Source organism: Nakamurella flava (genome assembly GCF_005298075.1).
GTDB lineage: Bacteria > Actinomycetota > Actinomycetes > Mycobacteriales > Nakamurellaceae > Nakamurella > Nakamurella flava.
Genome location: NZ_SZZH01000008.1, coordinates 37,237 through 52,322, shown reverse-complemented (window position 1 = coordinate 52,322; position 15,086 = coordinate 37,237). Strand labels below are relative to the sequence as shown.

Sequence of the window (15,086 nt, the reverse complement as noted above, 5' to 3'; positions counted from 1 at the left end):
GGACGACTGATCCCCGTTCCCGTCGTCGGCCCCGGGGGACGGCGCATCCTGCGGCTGGCCGCCGGTGCCGATGGGCGCCGCCGGGGCCTCGACGGCCGCGACCGCGGCCATGGCCGCCTTGGTCGGCGAGTACTCGGCCGGGTCGATGGTGCCGACCGGGTTCTCGCCGGCCGTGCGGTCGGCTGCGGTGTCGGGTTCGGACGACGTGCGGGCCCCGTCGTGGGCCGTCGATGCGTCCACGCCGTCAGAGGGTGAAGCGGCGGGGTCGCGGGGGTCGGTCGGTGAGGCCATCGGGGTCCGGACCTTTCTACTGCTCGAAGGGACCCACGGGCGGGTCCCCGGGTGCCGGTCGACACCCCTGGGCTGCGCGGTCGGCGTGGCCGACGTCACCGACCAGTGTGCAGGTCGGCACGCCCGGCGGCGATACCGGGGGACCGAATGGGCGGGTGGGCAAGGGCGGCGTGGGCCGCGGCGGTGCCGCCGGTCCCGTCGAGTACTGCCGGCCACTCCCCGGCACCGGTCCGCCGCGGGCCTCGCCCCGGTCCCGACCCGCCGGCGGCCGATCACCGCCCGGCTGCGTTCTAGCCTGTCGGGGTGATCATTGCCGCCGCGGTGTGCCCGGGCGCCCCGTGGTTGCTGCCGGGGGTGGCCCCGCAGTTGGCCGCGCGCGCGTCGACCATCGGTACCGCCTGCCAGGCGGCGATCCGCGGGCTGCGCGGCGCTGACCGGATCGTCGCCCTCGTCCCGGCCCGACGGTGGTCGGTGGATGCGGCGGCCGGGCGGCCGGCCCGCGACGTCACCGCGGCCGGCCCGGGACCGGATCCCACCGCTCACCGGCTGACGGTCACCCGCAGCGACCGGGGTCGCGGCCCCGTCCAGGACATCGGAGCCGCGGTGGTCGCCCACCTGCTGACCGCGGCCGGAACCGCCGGGCCCGTCACGGTCGTCGAGGTGGACGACGCCGCACGGTCCAGCGACGACCACCCGGCACGTCCTCCGTCCCTGGACGATCCGAACGTCCGGACCGGCGTGCTGGTGCTCGCGGACGGGGCCGCCGCCCACGGCCCGGCTGCCCCGGGCCGGGAGGACCCGCGGTCGGCCGGCTGGGACCGCGCACTGGCCGCGGCCCTGGCCGGTGGCGACCCCGCGGCGCTGGCCGCGGCCACCGCGGTCGACGCCGACCCGGCGCCGACGGATCTGCTGGCCCGGGTGGCGGGCCTGCGGGTCCTCGCCGCCTGGACCCGGGGCCGCCCGCCCGCCCGCGCCGCCGTGCTGGCCCAGTCCGCCCCGTTCGGCGTCGGGTACGTCGTCGCCCGGTGGGACTGGGACGACGCCGCCGCCCGCCCGGACGATGGAGCGGGGACGAGCCGATGACCGCCCGACCCGGTCGCCTCATCGTCATCGCCGGTCCCACCGCGACCGGCAAGACCGATCTCGCACTTGACCTCGCCGAACGGATCGCCGAGCGGGGGATCCGCATCGGTACTCACGGCACCGGCACCGGCACCGGCACCGACACCGGCACCGAGATCACCGGCGCTGAGATCATCAATGCCGACTCCATGCAGCTCTACCGGGGCATGGACATCGGCACCGCCAAGACACCGCCGGACCAACGGCGCGGAATCCCGCACCACCAGTTCGACGTCCTCGACATCACCGAGACCGCGAGCGTCGCGGCCTACCAGACGGTCACCCGCGACCTCGTCGACCGGGTGCTGGCCCGCGGCCGCATCCCACTACTGGTCGGTGGGTCGGGCCTCTACATCCAGTCCGTCGTCGACGACATCGCCTTCCCACCCACCGATCCGGCGGTCCGTGCCCGCCTCGAGGACGAGATGGCCGTGGTGGGAGCGCCGGCCATGTTCGCGCGCCTGACGGACTCCGATCCGGTCGCCGCGGGCATCATCGACCCGCGCAACGAACGCCGCATCGTCCGGGCCCTGGAGGTCATCGAATTGACGGGGCAGCCGTTCAGCGCCACCCTGCCGCGGCCCGGCCGACCACGGTTCGACGCCCGGCTCGTCCGGGTCGACCGCCCCAGTGCCGAGCTGGACGAGCGGATCGAGCGGCGCGTGCGCGCGATGGTGGCCGAGGGCTTCCTGGACGAGGTGCGGGACCTGGAACGTCGCGGCCTGCGCGACGGCGTGACCGCCCGGCGGGCCCTGGGGTACCCGCAGATGCTGGCCGTCCTCGACGGGACCAGCGACGTCGAGTCGGCCATCATCGCGACGGCCGCCGCCACCCGGCGCTTCGTCCGCCGCCAACGCTCCTGGTTCAACCGCGACCACCGGCTGATCGACGTCGACCCCACCGCGGCCGACGCCGTCGACCGGGTGCTCGCACTCGTCGACGAGGTCTGACGCCGACGAGAGCGTGTCTCGCACATGGGGCGAGACACGCTCTCCTGTGTGCTTTCTGGCGCCCTCGCAAGCTCGGGCGACTAGTCCTGGGCGACGCAGAACTCGTTGCCCTCCGGGTCGGTCAGTACGGTCCACCGGCCGCCCCATTCCTCCACGTCGGCGACCACCGCCGCCCCCAGGCCCACCAGCCGGTCCACTTCGGCGGCCCGGTCGTCGGCGTGCAGGTCGAGGTGCATCCGGTTCTTCACCGTCTTGCCCTCGGGCACGGCCAGGAACATCATCCGGGGCCCGGCCGGGCCGCCTCCGCCGATGGTGCGCATGAAGGCATTGCCGTCGTGGTCGTTCACCGTGAGTCCGAGGGCACCCGCCCAGAACGCGGCCTGACCGGCCACGTCCGCGCAGTCCAGGTTGATCATGTGCAGGTGCAGGGCCATGGCGTCTCCAGGTCACTCGTCATCGGGGAACTCGTCGTCGGTCAGGACCTACCCTGAGCGCATGACGAGTGCCGGGGGTGCAGTGGTGGTGCCAGGCCCGAACGGGGTCCCGTTCCTGAAGGGTCATGGCACCGAGAACGACTTCATCCTGCTGCCCGACCCCGACAGTCAGCTCGACCTGACCCCCGAGCGGGTGCGACGGCTGTGCGATCGCCGGGCCGGCCTGGGGGCGGACGGGGTCATCCGCATCGTCCCCGACGCCGACGGCGGCGCGGGGTTCTTCATGGACTACCGCAACGCCGACGGGTCATTGGCAGAGATGTGCGGGAACGGAGCCCGGGTGTTCGCCCGGTACCTGGTGGCCGCCGGTTGGGTCGAGCCCGGGGAGTTCGACTTCGCGACCCGGGGTGGGCTGCGGACGGCCCGGGTGGCAGCCGACGGGGACGTCACCATCGGGATGGGCCCGGTGCGGTTGGGCGTGCGGTCGTCGACCCGGGTGTCCGGTCTGGCGATGGACGGGGTGGCCGTCGACGTCGGAAACCCGCACCTGGCCTGTGTGACCGACCACGACATCGACGGACTGGACCTGACCCGGGCTCCGGAGTACGACACCACCGTCTTCCCGGCCGGGGTGAACGTCGAGTTCATCGAGGGGCTGGACGCCGGGGCCGGGCGCGATCAGATCCGTCTGCGGGTGCACGAGCGGGGGTCGGGGGAGACCCGGTCGTGCGGGACGGGGACGGTGGCCGCAGCCGCGGCCTACCTGGACCTGTCCGGACGCCGGGACGGTGAGGTGACGGTCGGGGTACCCGGCGGTCAGGTCGTCGTGCGGATCGCCGACGGACAGGCGACGCTGACCGGACCGGCCATCATCGTCGCGTCCGGCCGGCTCGATCCGGCACTCTGGGGCTGACGGAACCGGGCGGACGGGCCGGTCCTTCGCCGCCGACCGCCGTCAGTTGACGGCGACGAACGGCGCCAGCAGCCCGGCGAGGTCGGGGTACACGCGACCACGGACCCGGGTGCCGTCGCCGGTGTGCTCCTCGAGCAGCACCTCGCCCTCCTCGTGGATGCGGGACAGCAGGGCGCCCTCGGTGAAGGGCAGCAGCACGTCCACGGTGATGGAGGGGTCGGGCAGCGCGTCGGCGATCCGGCGGCGCAGCTCGTCGATGCCCTCGCCGGTGCGCGCCGAGACCACCACTGCGTCCGGGAACAGATGCCGCAGCCGGGTCAGCTCGTCCGCCTGAGCGGTGTCGGCCTTGTTGATGACGACGATCTCGACGACCTCGGCGGCCTCGATCTCGGCGAGCACGGTCCGCACCGCGGTGACCTGGTCCTCGGGATGCTCGTCGGAGGCGTCGACGACGTGCAGCAGCAGATCGGAGTCGCCGATCTCCTCCAGCGTCGACCGGAACGACTCCACCAGCTGGTGGGGCAGATGCCGGACGAATCCGACGGTGTCGGTCAGGGTGTAGATCCGCCCGTCGGCCGTGCGCGACCGCCGCGTGGTCGGGTCGAGGGTGGCGAACAACGCGTCCTCGACGAGGACCCCGGCGTCGGTCAGCCGGTTGAGCAGGGAGGACTTCCCGGCGTTGGTGTATCCGGCGATCGAGACGGCGGGGATGGCGCGGGCCCGTCGCTGCGAACGCTTGGTGTCCCGAACGCGACGCATGGCCGACAGGTCCGACCGCAGCTGGGCGATCCGCTTGTAGATCCGGCGCCGGTCGATCTCGAGCTTGGTCTCGCCGGGTCCGCGGGAGCCGATGCCGGCGCCGCCGGCGACCCGGCCGCCCCGCTGCCGGGACAGGGCGACACCCCACCCGCGCAGGCGGGGGACCAGGTAGTTCAGCTGGGCCAACTCGACCTGGGCCTTGCCCTCCCGCGAGCGCGCGTGCTGGGCGAAGATGTCGAGGATCAGCGCCGTCCGGTCGACGACCTTGACCCGCAGCTTCTCCTCGAGATTGCGCAGCTGTCCGGGGGAGAGCTCGCCGTCGGCGATGACGGTGTCGGCGCCGGTCACCTCGACGATCTCCTTGAGTTCGGTGACCTTGCCGGAGCCGATGAAGGTGCCGGCGTCCGGATGACTGCGTCGCTGGACGACGGCGTCCAGGACGACCGACCCGGCGGTCTCGGCCAGGCGGGCGAGTTCGGCCATCGACGCCTCGGCCTCGGCGGCGGCGACGCCGCCGGCCCAGACCCCGACCAGGACGACCCGCTCCAGCTGCAGCTTGCGGTATTCGACCTCGGTGATGTCGGTCAGTTCGGTGGACAGACCGACGACGCGCCGCAGCGCGGCGCGATCGGCCAGGTCGCGGTCGCCCTGGGTGCCGACGGTGCCGACGGTGTCGTCGGCCGGCAGGTCGAACGCATCGATGTCGGCGGCCGGGCCGGTGCTGGCCGTCCCGGGGTTCCATGTGGCGGCTGTGCGCACGAAGAGGACCTCACTGCTGTCGGTGGGGCGTGCCCGCTCGGGGCGGGACGCGTCGTAGTCGGCCGTCATCGTGCCTTCACCCTGCCACGCGGTCGACCGGTTTTCGCGGCGGGCGCAGCGCGGATCGAACTTCCGGGGGTCCGCGGGATGGATGTCGGGGCGGTCGCCGGGGATGACGAACCCGGCGGTCCGCCCGGGCGAGCGGTTCTGCAGGCGACATCATGGTGAACGCCGGGGGACTGCCGGTTCATTCCGCAGTGGGTGATGGCCGGCGCCGAGTACCCTGGGGGCCAGCTGCATGGTCCGGGCTCCTCCGGCCGTCGGAGGTCACCCCCGCGGGGTGTCCCTGGCCCCGGCACCGGTGTGGCGACCAACCGCTGGTCGAGGAGGTTGCAATGGGTGGCTTGTCCTGGTGGCACTGGCTGATCATCCTGGCCGTGTTCATCCTGCTGTTCGGGGCGAAGAAGCTGCCCGACGCCGCTCGCGGTGTCGGCCGGTCGTTGCGCATCCTCAAATCCGAGGTCTCGGCGATGCATGACGACGAGGAGAAGGCCAAGCGCCCGGCGGAGACCGACGCCTCGGCCCGCTACGCCACGCCGACTCAGCAGATCACTCCGGCGCCGATCGCTCCGGTGTCTCCGCCGCCTCCGGTGGCCCCGCCGGCGGACGTGCACCAGCCGGCGCCGTACGTCCAGCCGACGACGCAGGACCGCGCCTACTGACGTGATCCGTCGGGTTCTCCCGGCCTCCAGATGTCCGAGGACCCCGGCCCGCCACATGCGGACCGGGGTCTTCGTCATGTTCGGCGTCGGGCCCCGATGGCCGGACCGCCCGCCCTCAGACCTTGCGGATGACGGAGACGACCCGCCCCAGGATGACGGCGTCCTCGGCCGGGATGGGCTGGTAGGCCGGGTTCTGCGGCATCAGCCACACGCGGTTGTCCGACCGTTTGAACGTCTTGACGGTCGCCTCCCCGTCGATCATGGCGGCGATGATCTCGCCGCTGTCGGCCATCGGCTGCTGCCGCACGACGACCCAGTCGCCGTCGGTGATGGCCGCGTCGATCATCGAGTCGCCGACCACCCGCAACAGGAACAGCGTGCCCTCACCGACCACCTCGCGGGGGAGCGGGAAGATCTCCTCCACGGCCTGCTCGGCCAGGATGGGGCCGCCGGCGGCGATCCGTCCGACCACCGGCACGTACACGGGCGCCGGCTGCTCGCTGGTCTCCTCGGGGACTTCCTCCCGGGGTCGGATATCCACGGCGCGCGGGCGGTTGGGGTCGCGGCGGATCAAGCCCCGCTTCTCCAGCACCTTCAACTGGTGGGCGACCGAGGACGGCGACTTCAGCCCGGCGGCTTGTCCGATCTCCCGCACGCTCGGCGGATAGCCACGGCGCTCCACAGAATCGCGGATGACCTGCAGGATCTTGTGCTGACGCATGGTCATGACCCAGTCGCGGCCGCCGCCGTCGGGGTCGGTCTCGGCGTCGGGGAACGTGAGGACTTCGCCCTCGCCGTCCACGTCGACGTCGGCCGACTGCTTCCGGGATCCCGCTCCCGGGCCCCGGGCGTCCTTGGTTGCCACGCTGATGACCTCCCTGTTCGATGCCGCTGTCGGTGGTGCCGCTCGCCGCTGGTGTCCGCCCGCTCGGCCGCGCGACCTCGGCCGGACCGCTGCTGCTCGCCGTGTCGATCAACCGTCCGGCCGGGCGCCGTCCGGTGGTGACTGGTCATCGGCGACGGTGATCAGCCTAGGCGTCGTGACACGACATTTCAAACACGCGTTCGACCGACACGCCGGTCACATCTACCCACTGTCGGACCCGTCGTGTAGAACTCGACGTGCGGTCGGTTAGAACGACCGTTCGACGTACAGCCCGTTCGATACCGCCGTCCAGGCGGTGCCTCCGGGGCCGCCGTCGAGCCCCGACGGATGCCGGTCCGACCGGCTGAGCGACCGAGGTGACTGATGGGAACACAGGTTTCGGTGCGGACCGGCACGTTCGTCCCGTCCTTGACGGGGCCCTTGTCGACGGTGCGCTGTCGGCCGGTCACCGCCGGTCGACGTGACGGCCGGCGATCCGGGGAGGAGGTGCCCGCGGCCGTGGTGGTGCCCGCGCGACGGCGCCCGGAGTGCGCCCTGGCGCCGATCGGCGAGGTGTCGAACGGCCGCTCGAACGCGGGCGCGGCGGCGCGGGTCGGCGGGCCGGGTGCGCCCGGGCGGATCCGTCGGCGGCGGCTCGGCGACCGTCGACGTCCGCGATCCGGTCACCTCACCGGCTCCGGCCGCCGGCTCCTGGCGCCGCCGGTGGACTGCCCGCGCGGCGAATCCCTCCAGCGCCCATGGGAGAGGTGGGCCCGGTTGAGCGTGACTCTGACCGTCGTCGCCCTGCTCGGGCTCGGGGTCCATGCCGCCCTCACGCCGGCCCCGCCCACCGAGCTGGTGCAGGTCATCGTCCAGCCCGGCGACACCCTGTGGGCACTTGCGCAGGAGTACTCGCCGGAGCGCGACCCGCGCGCCGTGGTGGAGGAGATCGTCGTCGTCAACGATCTGCCGGACGGTGTCCTCCCGGTCGGGCTCGTCATCCAGGTGCCGAGCTCGTCACCTGTTCAGGAGGCCGCGACGTCCCCGGGTTCGCCCTCTGTGACGGTCGGCTGACCCCAGTCGTCCCCCTTGTGCTGACTTGCGGCCGGCGTAGGTCTCGATCTACCGTCAACCCCAACATGTGGGACTTACACTGGTGTAAGTAGTCCACAGGTTGTGCCACCACCGCGTGGTGGTTGTCCACAGATTCGGCGGGTTGCCCACCGGCGATCCACAGATCCATCCACATCCGGTCGATCCGGTGGTTCGGGAAGGGGGCTCGGCATGCACTGTCCGTTCTGTCGTCACCCCGATTCCCGGGTCATCGACTCGCGCGAGGTGGACGAGGGCCAGGCCATCCGGCGTCGGCGGTCCTGTCCGCAGTGCGGGCGGCGTTTCACCACCGTCGAGGAGTCCGTGCTCGTCGTCGTCAAGCGGAGCGGCGTGACCGAGCCGTTCAGTCGAGCCAAGGTGGTCGCCGGTGTCCGACGGGCCTGCCAGGGCCGGCCGGTCGACGAGGACGCTCTGGCCCTGCTCGCCCAGAAGGTCGAAGAGGCAGTGCGCGCGGCCGGGTACGCCGAGGTGCCCAGCCAGGAGGTCGGTCTGGCCATCCTGGAGCCGCTGCGTCAGCTCGACGAAGTCGCGTACCTGCGCTTCGCCAGCGTGTACCGCTCGTTCACGTCCGCCGAGGATTTCGCCGTCGAGATCCGCCGCCTGCGGGGCGACGACCACCTGACGACCGCAGCCGGGCCGCCCGGCTCGTCGGCGTCCATCAACTAGCCCACCCTCCCGCACGACCACCGGCACCGTCGGCCGTGCTCTGCCGTTCGGTGCCGCAGCAAGAACTCATCCGCTGACCGTCGAGGACGGCCCAGTGAACACCCAGGGGAAGGAAGTCGGAATGACGGAGTCCGTCGGAGCCGATCGCAACGGTTCGTCGCGGTCCACCGCGTCGACCAATGGCACCAACTCGGCCACGCGGGGGCGTAAGGGTCGGGCGGAGACGGCCGGGGCCGAAGCGTCGACCTCGGGCCGGGGTCTGCGGCTGGAGCGGTTGTTCACCACCGCCGGCGTGCACCCGTACGACGAGGTCACCTGGGAGCGTCGTGACGTCGTCATGACCAACTGGCGCGACGGCTCGATCAACTTCGAGCAGCGCGGCGTCGAGTTCCCCGACTTCTGGTCGGTCAACGCGACCAACATCGTCACCAGCAAGTACTTCCGCGGTGCCGTCGGCACCCCGCAGCGGGAGAGCAGCCTGCGTCAGATCATCGACCGGGTGGTGAGCACCTACACCCGCTCCGGTGAGGAGAACGGCTACTTCGCCACCGCGGAGGACGTCGAGGTCTTCGAGCACGAGCTGACCTGGATGCTGCTGCATCAGGTGTTCGCGTTCAACTCGCCGGTCTGGTTCAACGTGGGAACCCAGTCCCCGCAGCAGGTCTCGGCCTGCTTCATCCTGTCGGTGGACGACACCATGGACTCGATCCTGAACTGGTACCGCGAGGAGGGCCTGATCTTCAAGGGCGGCTCCGGTGCCGGGCTGAACCTCTCCCGGATCCGTTCCTCCAAGGAGCTGCTGTCTTCCGGTGGCACCGCCTCCGGTCCGGTGTCCTTCATGCGCGGCGCCGACGCCTCCGCCGGCACCATCAAGTCCGGTGGCGCCACCCGCCGGGCGGCCAAGATGGTCGTCCTGGACATCGACCACCCCGACATCGCCGAGTTCGTCGAGACCAAGGCCCGGGAGGAGCACAAGATCCGCGCGCTCCGCGACGCCGGTTTCGACATGGACCTCGGCGGGGACGACATCATCTCCGTGCAGTACCAGAACGCCAACAACTCGGTGCGGGTCTCCGACGAGTTCATGCGCGCGGTCGAGGCGACGTCCGACTCCGGCGCCCAGTTCGGGCTGCGCGGTCGCCAGACCGGCGAGGTCATCGAGACCATCGACGCCCGTGAGCTTTTCGGCAAGGTCACGCACGCCGCGTGGGAGTGCGCCGACCCGGGCATCCAGTACGACGACACCATCAACGACTGGCACACCACCCCGGAGTCGGGCCGCATCACCGCCTCGAACCCGTGCAGCGAGTACATGCACCTGGACAACTCGTCCTGCAACCTCGCGTCGCTGAACCTGATGAAGTTCCTGGGCAAGGACGGCAGCTTCGATGCGGTCTCCTTCGCCAAGGCGGTCGAGTTCGTCATCACCGCGATGGACATCTCCATCTGCTTCGCCGATTTCCCGACCGAGCCGATCGCGCAGACCACCCGCGACTTCCGGCAGCTGGGCATCGGCTACGCCAACCTCGGCGCCCTGCTGATGGCCACCGGCCACGCCTACGACTCGCACGGCGGTCGGTCGCTGGCCGCGGCCATCACCTCGCTGATGCAGGCCGTGGCCTACCGACGGTCGGCCGAGCTGGCCGGGGTCGTCGGCCCGTACGCCGGGTACGCCCGCAACGCCGACGCGCACAAGCGCGTCGTCCGCAAGCACGCCGCGGCCAACGACTACATCCGCGCGCTCGGCGGCAACGACACCGCCGTGCTCAAGCAGGCCACCACCGAGTGGGCCCGCACCATCGCCACCGGCGAACAGCACGGGTACCGCAACGCGCAGGCCTCCGTGCTCGCCCCGACCGGCACCATCGGTCTGATGATGGACTGTGACACCACCGGCATCGAGCCGGATCTCGCGCTGGTCAAGTTCAAGAAGCTGGTCGGCGGCGGCTCCATGCAGATCGTCAACCAGACCGTGCCGCGCGCACTGCGCGCCCTGGGCTACCAGGAGGAGCAGGTCGAGGCGATCGTCGAGCACATCGCCGGGCACGGTCACGTCGTCGACGCCCCGGGTCTGCGGACCGAGCACTACGAGGTGTTCGACTGCGCCATGGGCGAGCGGTCCATCGCCCCTATGGGTCACGTCCGGATGATGGCCGCGGTGCAGCCGTTCATCTCCGGCGCCATCTCCAAGACGGTGAACATGCCGGAAGAGGCGACCGTCGCCGATGTCGCCGAGATCTACCTGCAGGGCTGGAAGATGGGCCTGAAGGCGCTGGCCATCTACCGCGACAACTGCAAGGTCGGCCAGCCGCTGTCGGCAGCCAAGAAGTCAACGGACAAGGTCGAGGCGCAGGTCGCTCCGGCGGTTGCTGCCGCTCCCGTCGCCACCGGTCCGGTCCGTCGCCGCCTGCCGAAGAAGCGCCCGTCGCAGACGGTGTCGTTCACCGTCGGTGGGGCCGAGGGCTACCTGACCACCGGGTCCTACCCGGACGACGGGCTCGGCGAGGTCTTCATCAAGCTGGGCAAGCAGGGCTCCACCCTGGCCGGCGTGATGGACGCCTTCTCGATCGCCGTGTCGGTGGGCCTGCAGTACGGCATCCCGCTCGAGTCCTACGTCGCCAAGTTCACCAACCTGCGCTTCGAGCCGGCCGGTATGACCGACGACCCGGACGTCCGCATCGCCACCTCGGTGATGGACTACCTGTTCCGCCGCATCGCGCTGGACTACCTCTCGGTGGACCAGCGGGCCGAGCTCGGCATCTTCTCCGCCGAGGAGCGCCGGGCACAGGTGGCCACCAGCTACGGCTCGGACCCGTCGGGTCTGGTCGAGGACCTGCAGACCAGCGTCGACGCCACCCCGGTGGTCCGTCCCGCGGTGGAGAGCGGAGTCACCGCGCCGGGCAACGCCGCCAGCACCCAGGCCGGTGCCGAGGGGCAGCCCGTCGAGGCCCCGACCCCGGTCGCGGCCAACGCCCCGGTCCGTGCGGCCGGGAGCTCCACGGAGCTGCTCGAGCTGGTCATCGGCAAGTCCGCCGACGCCCCGCTGTGCTTCACCTGCGGCACGAAGATGCGCCCGTCCGGTGCCTGCTACCTGTGCGAGGGCTGCGGCTCCACCTCCGGCTGCAGCTGACCCCCCGTCCGGCCGCCGGTCGTCGCCCCCCTGACGACCGGCGTCCGGTCACCCCGATGCTTCCGGTCGCCGCGGTACCCCCTCCCTCTCCGCGGCGGCCGGAATCTGTCCGGACCCCCAAGAACCCCGGACAGACCAACGGCCCCTGGTCGCCGACCTCACGGTCAGCGGCCAGGGGCCGTCCTTGTTCGACGGGGCAGATGCTTGCCGCAGTGGCTACTGACGGTCCTTCGGATCACTGCCGGTGCGGGTGCCGTTCTCCAGGCCCGCGATCCGGGCCATGTCCTGCTCGGACAACTCGAACCCGTCGAGGTCGAGATTCGCGCGCAGCCGGTCGGCGTTGCGGGACTTCGGCACGGCCGCCCCACCGAGCTGCACATGCCAGCGCAGCACCACCTGGGCGACCGAGACCCCGAGCCGCTCCGCCATCTCGATCAGCGTCGGATCCTCCAACAGCCGGCCCCGACCCAGCGGGCTCCACGCCTGCGTGACGATGCCGTGCTCGCGGTGGTATTCCCGCAGATCGTGCTGCGGCATCCACGGATGCGACTCGACCTGGTTGATCGGCGCGACGACGCCGGTCTCGTCCTCCAGCCGTTGCAGCTCCTGCGCGTTGAAATTGCAGACGCCGATGGTGCGGACCCGGCCCTCCTCGCGCAGCCGGATCATCGCCCGCCACACGTCGACGTAGGCGTTCCGGGCCGGCCGCGGCCAGTGGATCATGTAGATGTCGACCACGCCGATGTCGAGATCGGCGGCGCTGCGGTCGAAGTCGGCCAGCGTCTGGTCGTAGCTCTGCACCGGGTCGCCCCACACCTTGGAGGCCACCAGCAACTCGTCCCGGCGTCCGCTGGCCCGCACCGCCGCGCCCAGCTGCCGCTCGTTGTCATAGAACGCGCCGCCGTCGATGAGCGGATAGCCGGCGTCGATACCGGCCGTCACCACCGCCTCCGTCTCGGCCGGGTCGACCTTGTACAGGCCGAAGCCGATGGCCGGCAGCGGATGACCGTCGTTGAGCGTCAGGATCGGGGGCATGGACCCATCCTGACATCGACCGACCGACCAGCCGCCGCCGCGTCGGTCGTCACCGGGCTGCGGCAGCGGCGTCGAGCCCCGCCAGCAGATCCGCCCACAGATCCTCGACGTGCTCGATCCCCACACTGAGCCGCAGCAGGCCCGGCGGGATGTGTTCCTGGCCGGCCAGCTTCGCCCGCCGCTCGATGGTCGACTCCACGCCACCCAGACTGGTGGCCGCCGTGATCAGCCGCACCGCGGCGACGACCGCGTCCCCGGCCGCGGCGCCCCCGGCGACCTCGAACGACAACATGGCGCCGAACCCGGTCATCTGCGCGGCCGCCCGCTGATGTCCCGGGTCCCCGGGCAGTCCCGGGTACCGCACCCGCTCGACCGCGGGATGCGCGGCCAGCCGTGCCGCCAGCACTCCCGCCGACTCCTGTGCCCGCTCCACCCGCACGGCGAGCGTCCGGATCCCGCGCAGCGTCAGGAATGCCTCCAACGCGCCGGGTGTCCCACCGCTGAGCACCCGCCGCCGGTACAGCCGGGCGTACTCGGCGTCGTCCCGGGCGACGGCCACGCCGAGCAGCAGATCGGAGTGGCCACCCAGGAACTTCGTCGCACTGTGCACCACCACGTCCGCACCGAGGTCCAGCGGGCGCTGCAGCAGGGGAGTGGCGAAGGTGTTGTCGACGGCCACCCGCGCCCCCGCCGCCCGGCCGGCCGCACACAGCGCGGGCAGATCGGCCACCTCCATCAACGGATTCGACGGCGACTCCAGCCACAACAGATCGGCCCCGTCCACGGCGGCCACCACCGCCGCGGTGTCGGTGATGTCGACCGCGTCGACGTGCCAGCGGCCCTGTTCCGTGCCGTCCTGCAGCAAGCCCCGGACCACCTGGTAGCTGTCGACCGGGACGACCACGCGGGCGCCGACCGTCAGGTCGTCGGTGACGGCGGCGACGGCGGCCATCCCCGAGCCGAACGCCACTGCCCGGCCGCCCTCCAGGGCGCCGACCGCCGATTCCAGTGCCGCCCACCCGGGGGTGCCGTTGTTGCGGCTGTACTCACCGACCGTCTCGCCGGGCGGGGCCGACCGGAAGTTCGACGCCAGCACCAGCGGCTGGTTCAAGGGGGCGCCGGGCTCCGGCGCCGGCCGACCGGCCGCCACCGCCACCGTGTCGGGACGCCACCCGTCCGACCGTTCCGCATCCTGCGACCGCACCTGATCGGCCATCCCTCGCCTCGCTCTCTCGTCGCGTTCTGTCCTCGACCCGGAATCGCCCGCCGCGCGTTCCGCCGGCGGGACCCGGAGCTGGCACCCTGGGGGTGGCACGTGGCCTCGGTCCCCGGATGTCCAGCGGCCCGAGCACGTCCATCACCCTCGTCATCGAAACATGGATGCCGGGGCCCACTCCCGGGGCCCGGCACCACCCGGAACCGGAGGACGACATGGGCACGATCATGAGACTGGTCGATCGGATCGTGTCCGCGTTGGCCAAGCGGAGAGTCGACAAGAACGAGGGGCGCCGTCCCTGAACGGACGGCGCCGCCGACGAACGGCGGCGCGCCCACCCCGGTGGGACGTCCGGCACTTCCTGTTTGATCATGACCACCCGAACGGCCTAGGGGCCTAGGTAACTACGTTGCTAGAATGGGCTCCATGGCGTCGTCCAAGCAGCAGTTCAACGTCGCGCTGCCGCCCGACCTGATCCGCCGCGTCAAGCATGAGGCGATCGACCGCCAGCTGTCGCTGTCCGATCTACTGGCCACCGTGCTCGAGGAGCACTTCGCGGCCACCCCGCGGGATCCCGCGGCATCGGCCGGGCCGGCCACGGAGCCGGGCCCCCGGTTGCAGCCGATGGTGCACGTGACCGACATGGCCGCGGCGGTCGCTTTCTGGGAACTGTTGGGCGCGGAGGTCCGGGAGGGCAGCCGGGACGGCGACTGGGCGCTGCTCGAGATGGGTGGCGCCGAATTCAGTCTGTTGGCCCACCCGGCCAACCCGGAGCAGGGGGAGGGCCAGGTCGAGCTGAACTGTTCCTGCCTCGGCCCGCTGACGGAGGTAGAGGACCGGCTGCGCTCGGCCGGCGCCGACGTCGTGGCCCCGACCAGCGATGAGGCGTTCGGACGGCAACTGCAGGTCCGGACACCTGACGGCGTGCTCGTCAAGATCAACGAACTGCAGCCCGACCTGTATACGTAGCGATCCGGTCCGACCGGTATCGGAGAACGAGGGAGTCCAGTGCGCACCGACCGCTCCGCCGCCGCGTCCACGTGGCCCGCCCCCGGGGTGGGGCGCTGCGTCGGGGTCCGGGTCAGCGCCCTGCGATCCGGGCGGGTCCGCC

Annotated in this window: 14 protein-coding genes; 9 read left to right on the top strand and 5 right to left on the bottom strand. The window is 71.7% G+C overall.

Annotated features, from left to right (window positions below):
• The first annotated feature begins 594 nt into the window (after window positions 1-594).
• Together FDO65_RS21310 and miaA are read left to right on the top strand one after the other, a co-directional pair.
• Entirely contained in the window at window positions 595-1,374 is a 780-nt protein-coding gene (locus FDO65_RS21310; protein WP_137451778.1) for a hypothetical protein, read from the top strand.
• Window positions 1,371-2,363: a tRNA (adenosine(37)-N6)-dimethylallyltransferase MiaA gene (gene miaA / locus FDO65_RS21305; protein ID WP_137451777.1), complete on the top strand. Its 993-nt coding sequence runs from the start codon at window positions 1,371-1,373 to the stop codon at window positions 2,361-2,363. The genes FDO65_RS21310 and miaA overlap by 4 nt, the downstream gene beginning before the upstream one ends.
• A gap of 80 nt (window positions 2,364-2,443) precedes the next feature.
• Here miaA and FDO65_RS21300 read toward each other — a convergent pair whose 3' ends face one another.
• Window positions 2,444-2,797, bottom strand: a complete 354-nt coding sequence (locus FDO65_RS21300; RefSeq protein ID WP_137451776.1) for a VOC family protein — start codon at window positions 2,795-2,797, stop codon at window positions 2,444-2,446.
• 61 nt (window positions 2,798-2,858) lie between these two features.
• Between FDO65_RS21300 and dapF the strand changes: the two genes are divergently transcribed.
• A complete protein-coding gene (gene dapF, locus FDO65_RS21295; protein WP_137451775.1) occupies window positions 2,859-3,710 on the top strand; it encodes a diaminopimelate epimerase in 852 nt (283 codons plus the stop codon).
• A gap of 42 nt (window positions 3,711-3,752) precedes the next feature.
• On the opposite strand, the gene hflX is transcribed toward dapF, so the two are convergent.
• On the bottom strand, window positions 3,753-5,297 hold the full coding sequence (gene hflX, locus FDO65_RS21290) for a GTPase HflX (RefSeq protein WP_137451774.1): 1,545 nt from the start codon (window positions 5,295-5,297) through the stop codon (window positions 3,753-3,755).
• 326 nt (window positions 5,298-5,623) lie between these two features.
• Here hflX and tatA point away from each other — a divergent pair, with 326 nt between their 5' ends.
• Window positions 5,624-5,950: a Sec-independent protein translocase subunit TatA gene (tatA, locus tag FDO65_RS21285; RefSeq protein WP_137451773.1), complete on the top strand. Its 327-nt coding sequence runs from the start codon at window positions 5,624-5,626 to the stop codon at window positions 5,948-5,950.
• A 115-nt stretch (window positions 5,951-6,065) separates the two neighbouring features.
• Here tatA and lexA read toward each other — a convergent pair whose 3' ends face one another.
• Complete coding sequence (lexA, locus tag FDO65_RS21280; protein ID WP_240757793.1) at window positions 6,066-6,815, bottom strand: transcriptional repressor LexA; 750 nt, start codon at window positions 6,813-6,815, stop codon at window positions 6,066-6,068.
• A 777-nt stretch (window positions 6,816-7,592) separates the two neighbouring features.
• Here lexA and FDO65_RS22360 point away from each other — a divergent pair.
• The 3 genes from FDO65_RS22360 to FDO65_RS21265 all read left to right on the top strand — a co-directional run bounded on the left by FDO65_RS22360 (window position 7,593) and on the right by FDO65_RS21265 (window position 11,724).
• Window positions 7,593-7,889 carry a LysM peptidoglycan-binding domain-containing protein gene (locus FDO65_RS22360; RefSeq protein ID WP_166442334.1) on the top strand — a complete coding sequence of 99 codons (297 nt, stop codon included), beginning with the start codon at window positions 7,593-7,595 and terminating at the stop codon, window positions 7,887-7,889.
• A gap of 210 nt (window positions 7,890-8,099) precedes the next feature.
• On the top strand, window positions 8,100-8,594 hold the full coding sequence (nrdR, locus tag FDO65_RS21270; RefSeq protein WP_137451771.1) for a transcriptional regulator NrdR: 495 nt from the start codon (window positions 8,100-8,102) through the stop codon (window positions 8,592-8,594).
• Between the two features lie 121 nt (window positions 8,595-8,715).
• Window positions 8,716-11,724, top strand: a complete 3,009-nt coding sequence (locus tag FDO65_RS21265; protein ID WP_137451770.1) for a vitamin B12-dependent ribonucleotide reductase — start codon at window positions 8,716-8,718, stop codon at window positions 11,722-11,724.
• A 216-nt stretch (window positions 11,725-11,940) separates the two neighbouring features.
• Here the strand turns inward: FDO65_RS21265 and FDO65_RS21260 are convergent, their stop codons facing one another.
• Both FDO65_RS21260 and FDO65_RS21255 read right to left on the bottom strand, forming a co-directional pair.
• The gene (locus FDO65_RS21260) at window positions 11,941-12,759 is read right to left on the bottom strand and encodes an aldo/keto reductase (protein ID WP_137451769.1); all 819 of its coding nucleotides are present in this window, start codon (window positions 12,757-12,759) and stop codon (window positions 11,941-11,943) included.
• Between the two features lie 49 nt (window positions 12,760-12,808).
• Window positions 12,809-13,975 carry a trans-sulfuration enzyme family protein gene (locus FDO65_RS21255; protein WP_137451768.1) on the bottom strand — a complete coding sequence of 389 codons (1,167 nt, stop codon included), beginning with the start codon at window positions 13,973-13,975 and terminating at the stop codon, window positions 12,809-12,811.
• Between the two features lie 116 nt (window positions 13,976-14,091).
• Here FDO65_RS21255 and FDO65_RS21250 point away from each other — a divergent pair, with 116 nt between their 5' ends.
• Window positions 14,092-14,277 carry a hypothetical protein gene (locus tag FDO65_RS21250; RefSeq protein ID WP_137451767.1) on the top strand — a complete coding sequence of 62 codons (186 nt, stop codon included), beginning with the start codon at window positions 14,092-14,094 and terminating at the stop codon, window positions 14,275-14,277.
• A 124-nt stretch (window positions 14,278-14,401) separates the two neighbouring features.
• Window positions 14,402-14,944, top strand: a complete 543-nt coding sequence (locus FDO65_RS22610) for a VOC family protein (RefSeq protein WP_205850229.1) — start codon at window positions 14,402-14,404, stop codon at window positions 14,942-14,944.
• The last annotated feature ends 142 nt before the right edge of the window (window positions 14,945-15,086 follow it).

Excerpts from the sequence above, each read along its gene's own strand:
- nrdR (WP_137451771.1), top strand. The coding sequence starts at position 8,100 with ATGCACTGTCCGTTCTGTCGTCACCCCGATTCCCGGGTCATCGACTCG.
- FDO65_RS21250 (WP_137451767.1), top strand. The coding sequence starts at position 14,092 with ATGTCCAGCGGCCCGAGCACGTCCATCACCCTCGTCATCGAAACATGG.
- tatA (WP_137451773.1), top strand. The coding sequence starts at position 5,624 with ATGGGTGGCTTGTCCTGGTGGCACTGGCTGATCATCCTGGCCGTGTTC.
- FDO65_RS21265 (WP_137451770.1), top strand. The coding sequence starts at position 8,716 with ATGACGGAGTCCGTCGGAGCCGATCGCAACGGTTCGTCGCGGTCCACC.
- hflX (WP_137451774.1), bottom strand. The coding sequence starts at position 5,297 with ATGACGGCCGACTACGACGCGTCCCGCCCCGAGCGGGCACGCCCCACC.
- FDO65_RS22610 (WP_205850229.1), top strand. The coding sequence starts at position 14,402 with ATGGCGTCGTCCAAGCAGCAGTTCAACGTCGCGCTGCCGCCCGACCTG.
- miaA (WP_137451777.1), top strand. The coding sequence starts at position 1,371 with ATGACCGCCCGACCCGGTCGCCTCATCGTCATCGCCGGTCCCACCGCG.
- dapF (WP_137451775.1), top strand. The coding sequence starts at position 2,859 with ATGACGAGTGCCGGGGGTGCAGTGGTGGTGCCAGGCCCGAACGGGGTC.
- FDO65_RS21260 (WP_137451769.1), bottom strand. The coding sequence starts at position 12,759 with ATGCCCCCGATCCTGACGCTCAACGACGGTCATCCGCTGCCGGCCATC.
- FDO65_RS21300 (WP_137451776.1), bottom strand. The coding sequence starts at position 2,797 with ATGGCCCTGCACCTGCACATGATCAACCTGGACTGCGCGGACGTGGCC.
- FDO65_RS21255 (WP_137451768.1), bottom strand. The coding sequence starts at position 13,975 with ATGGCCGATCAGGTGCGGTCGCAGGATGCGGAACGGTCGGACGGGTGG.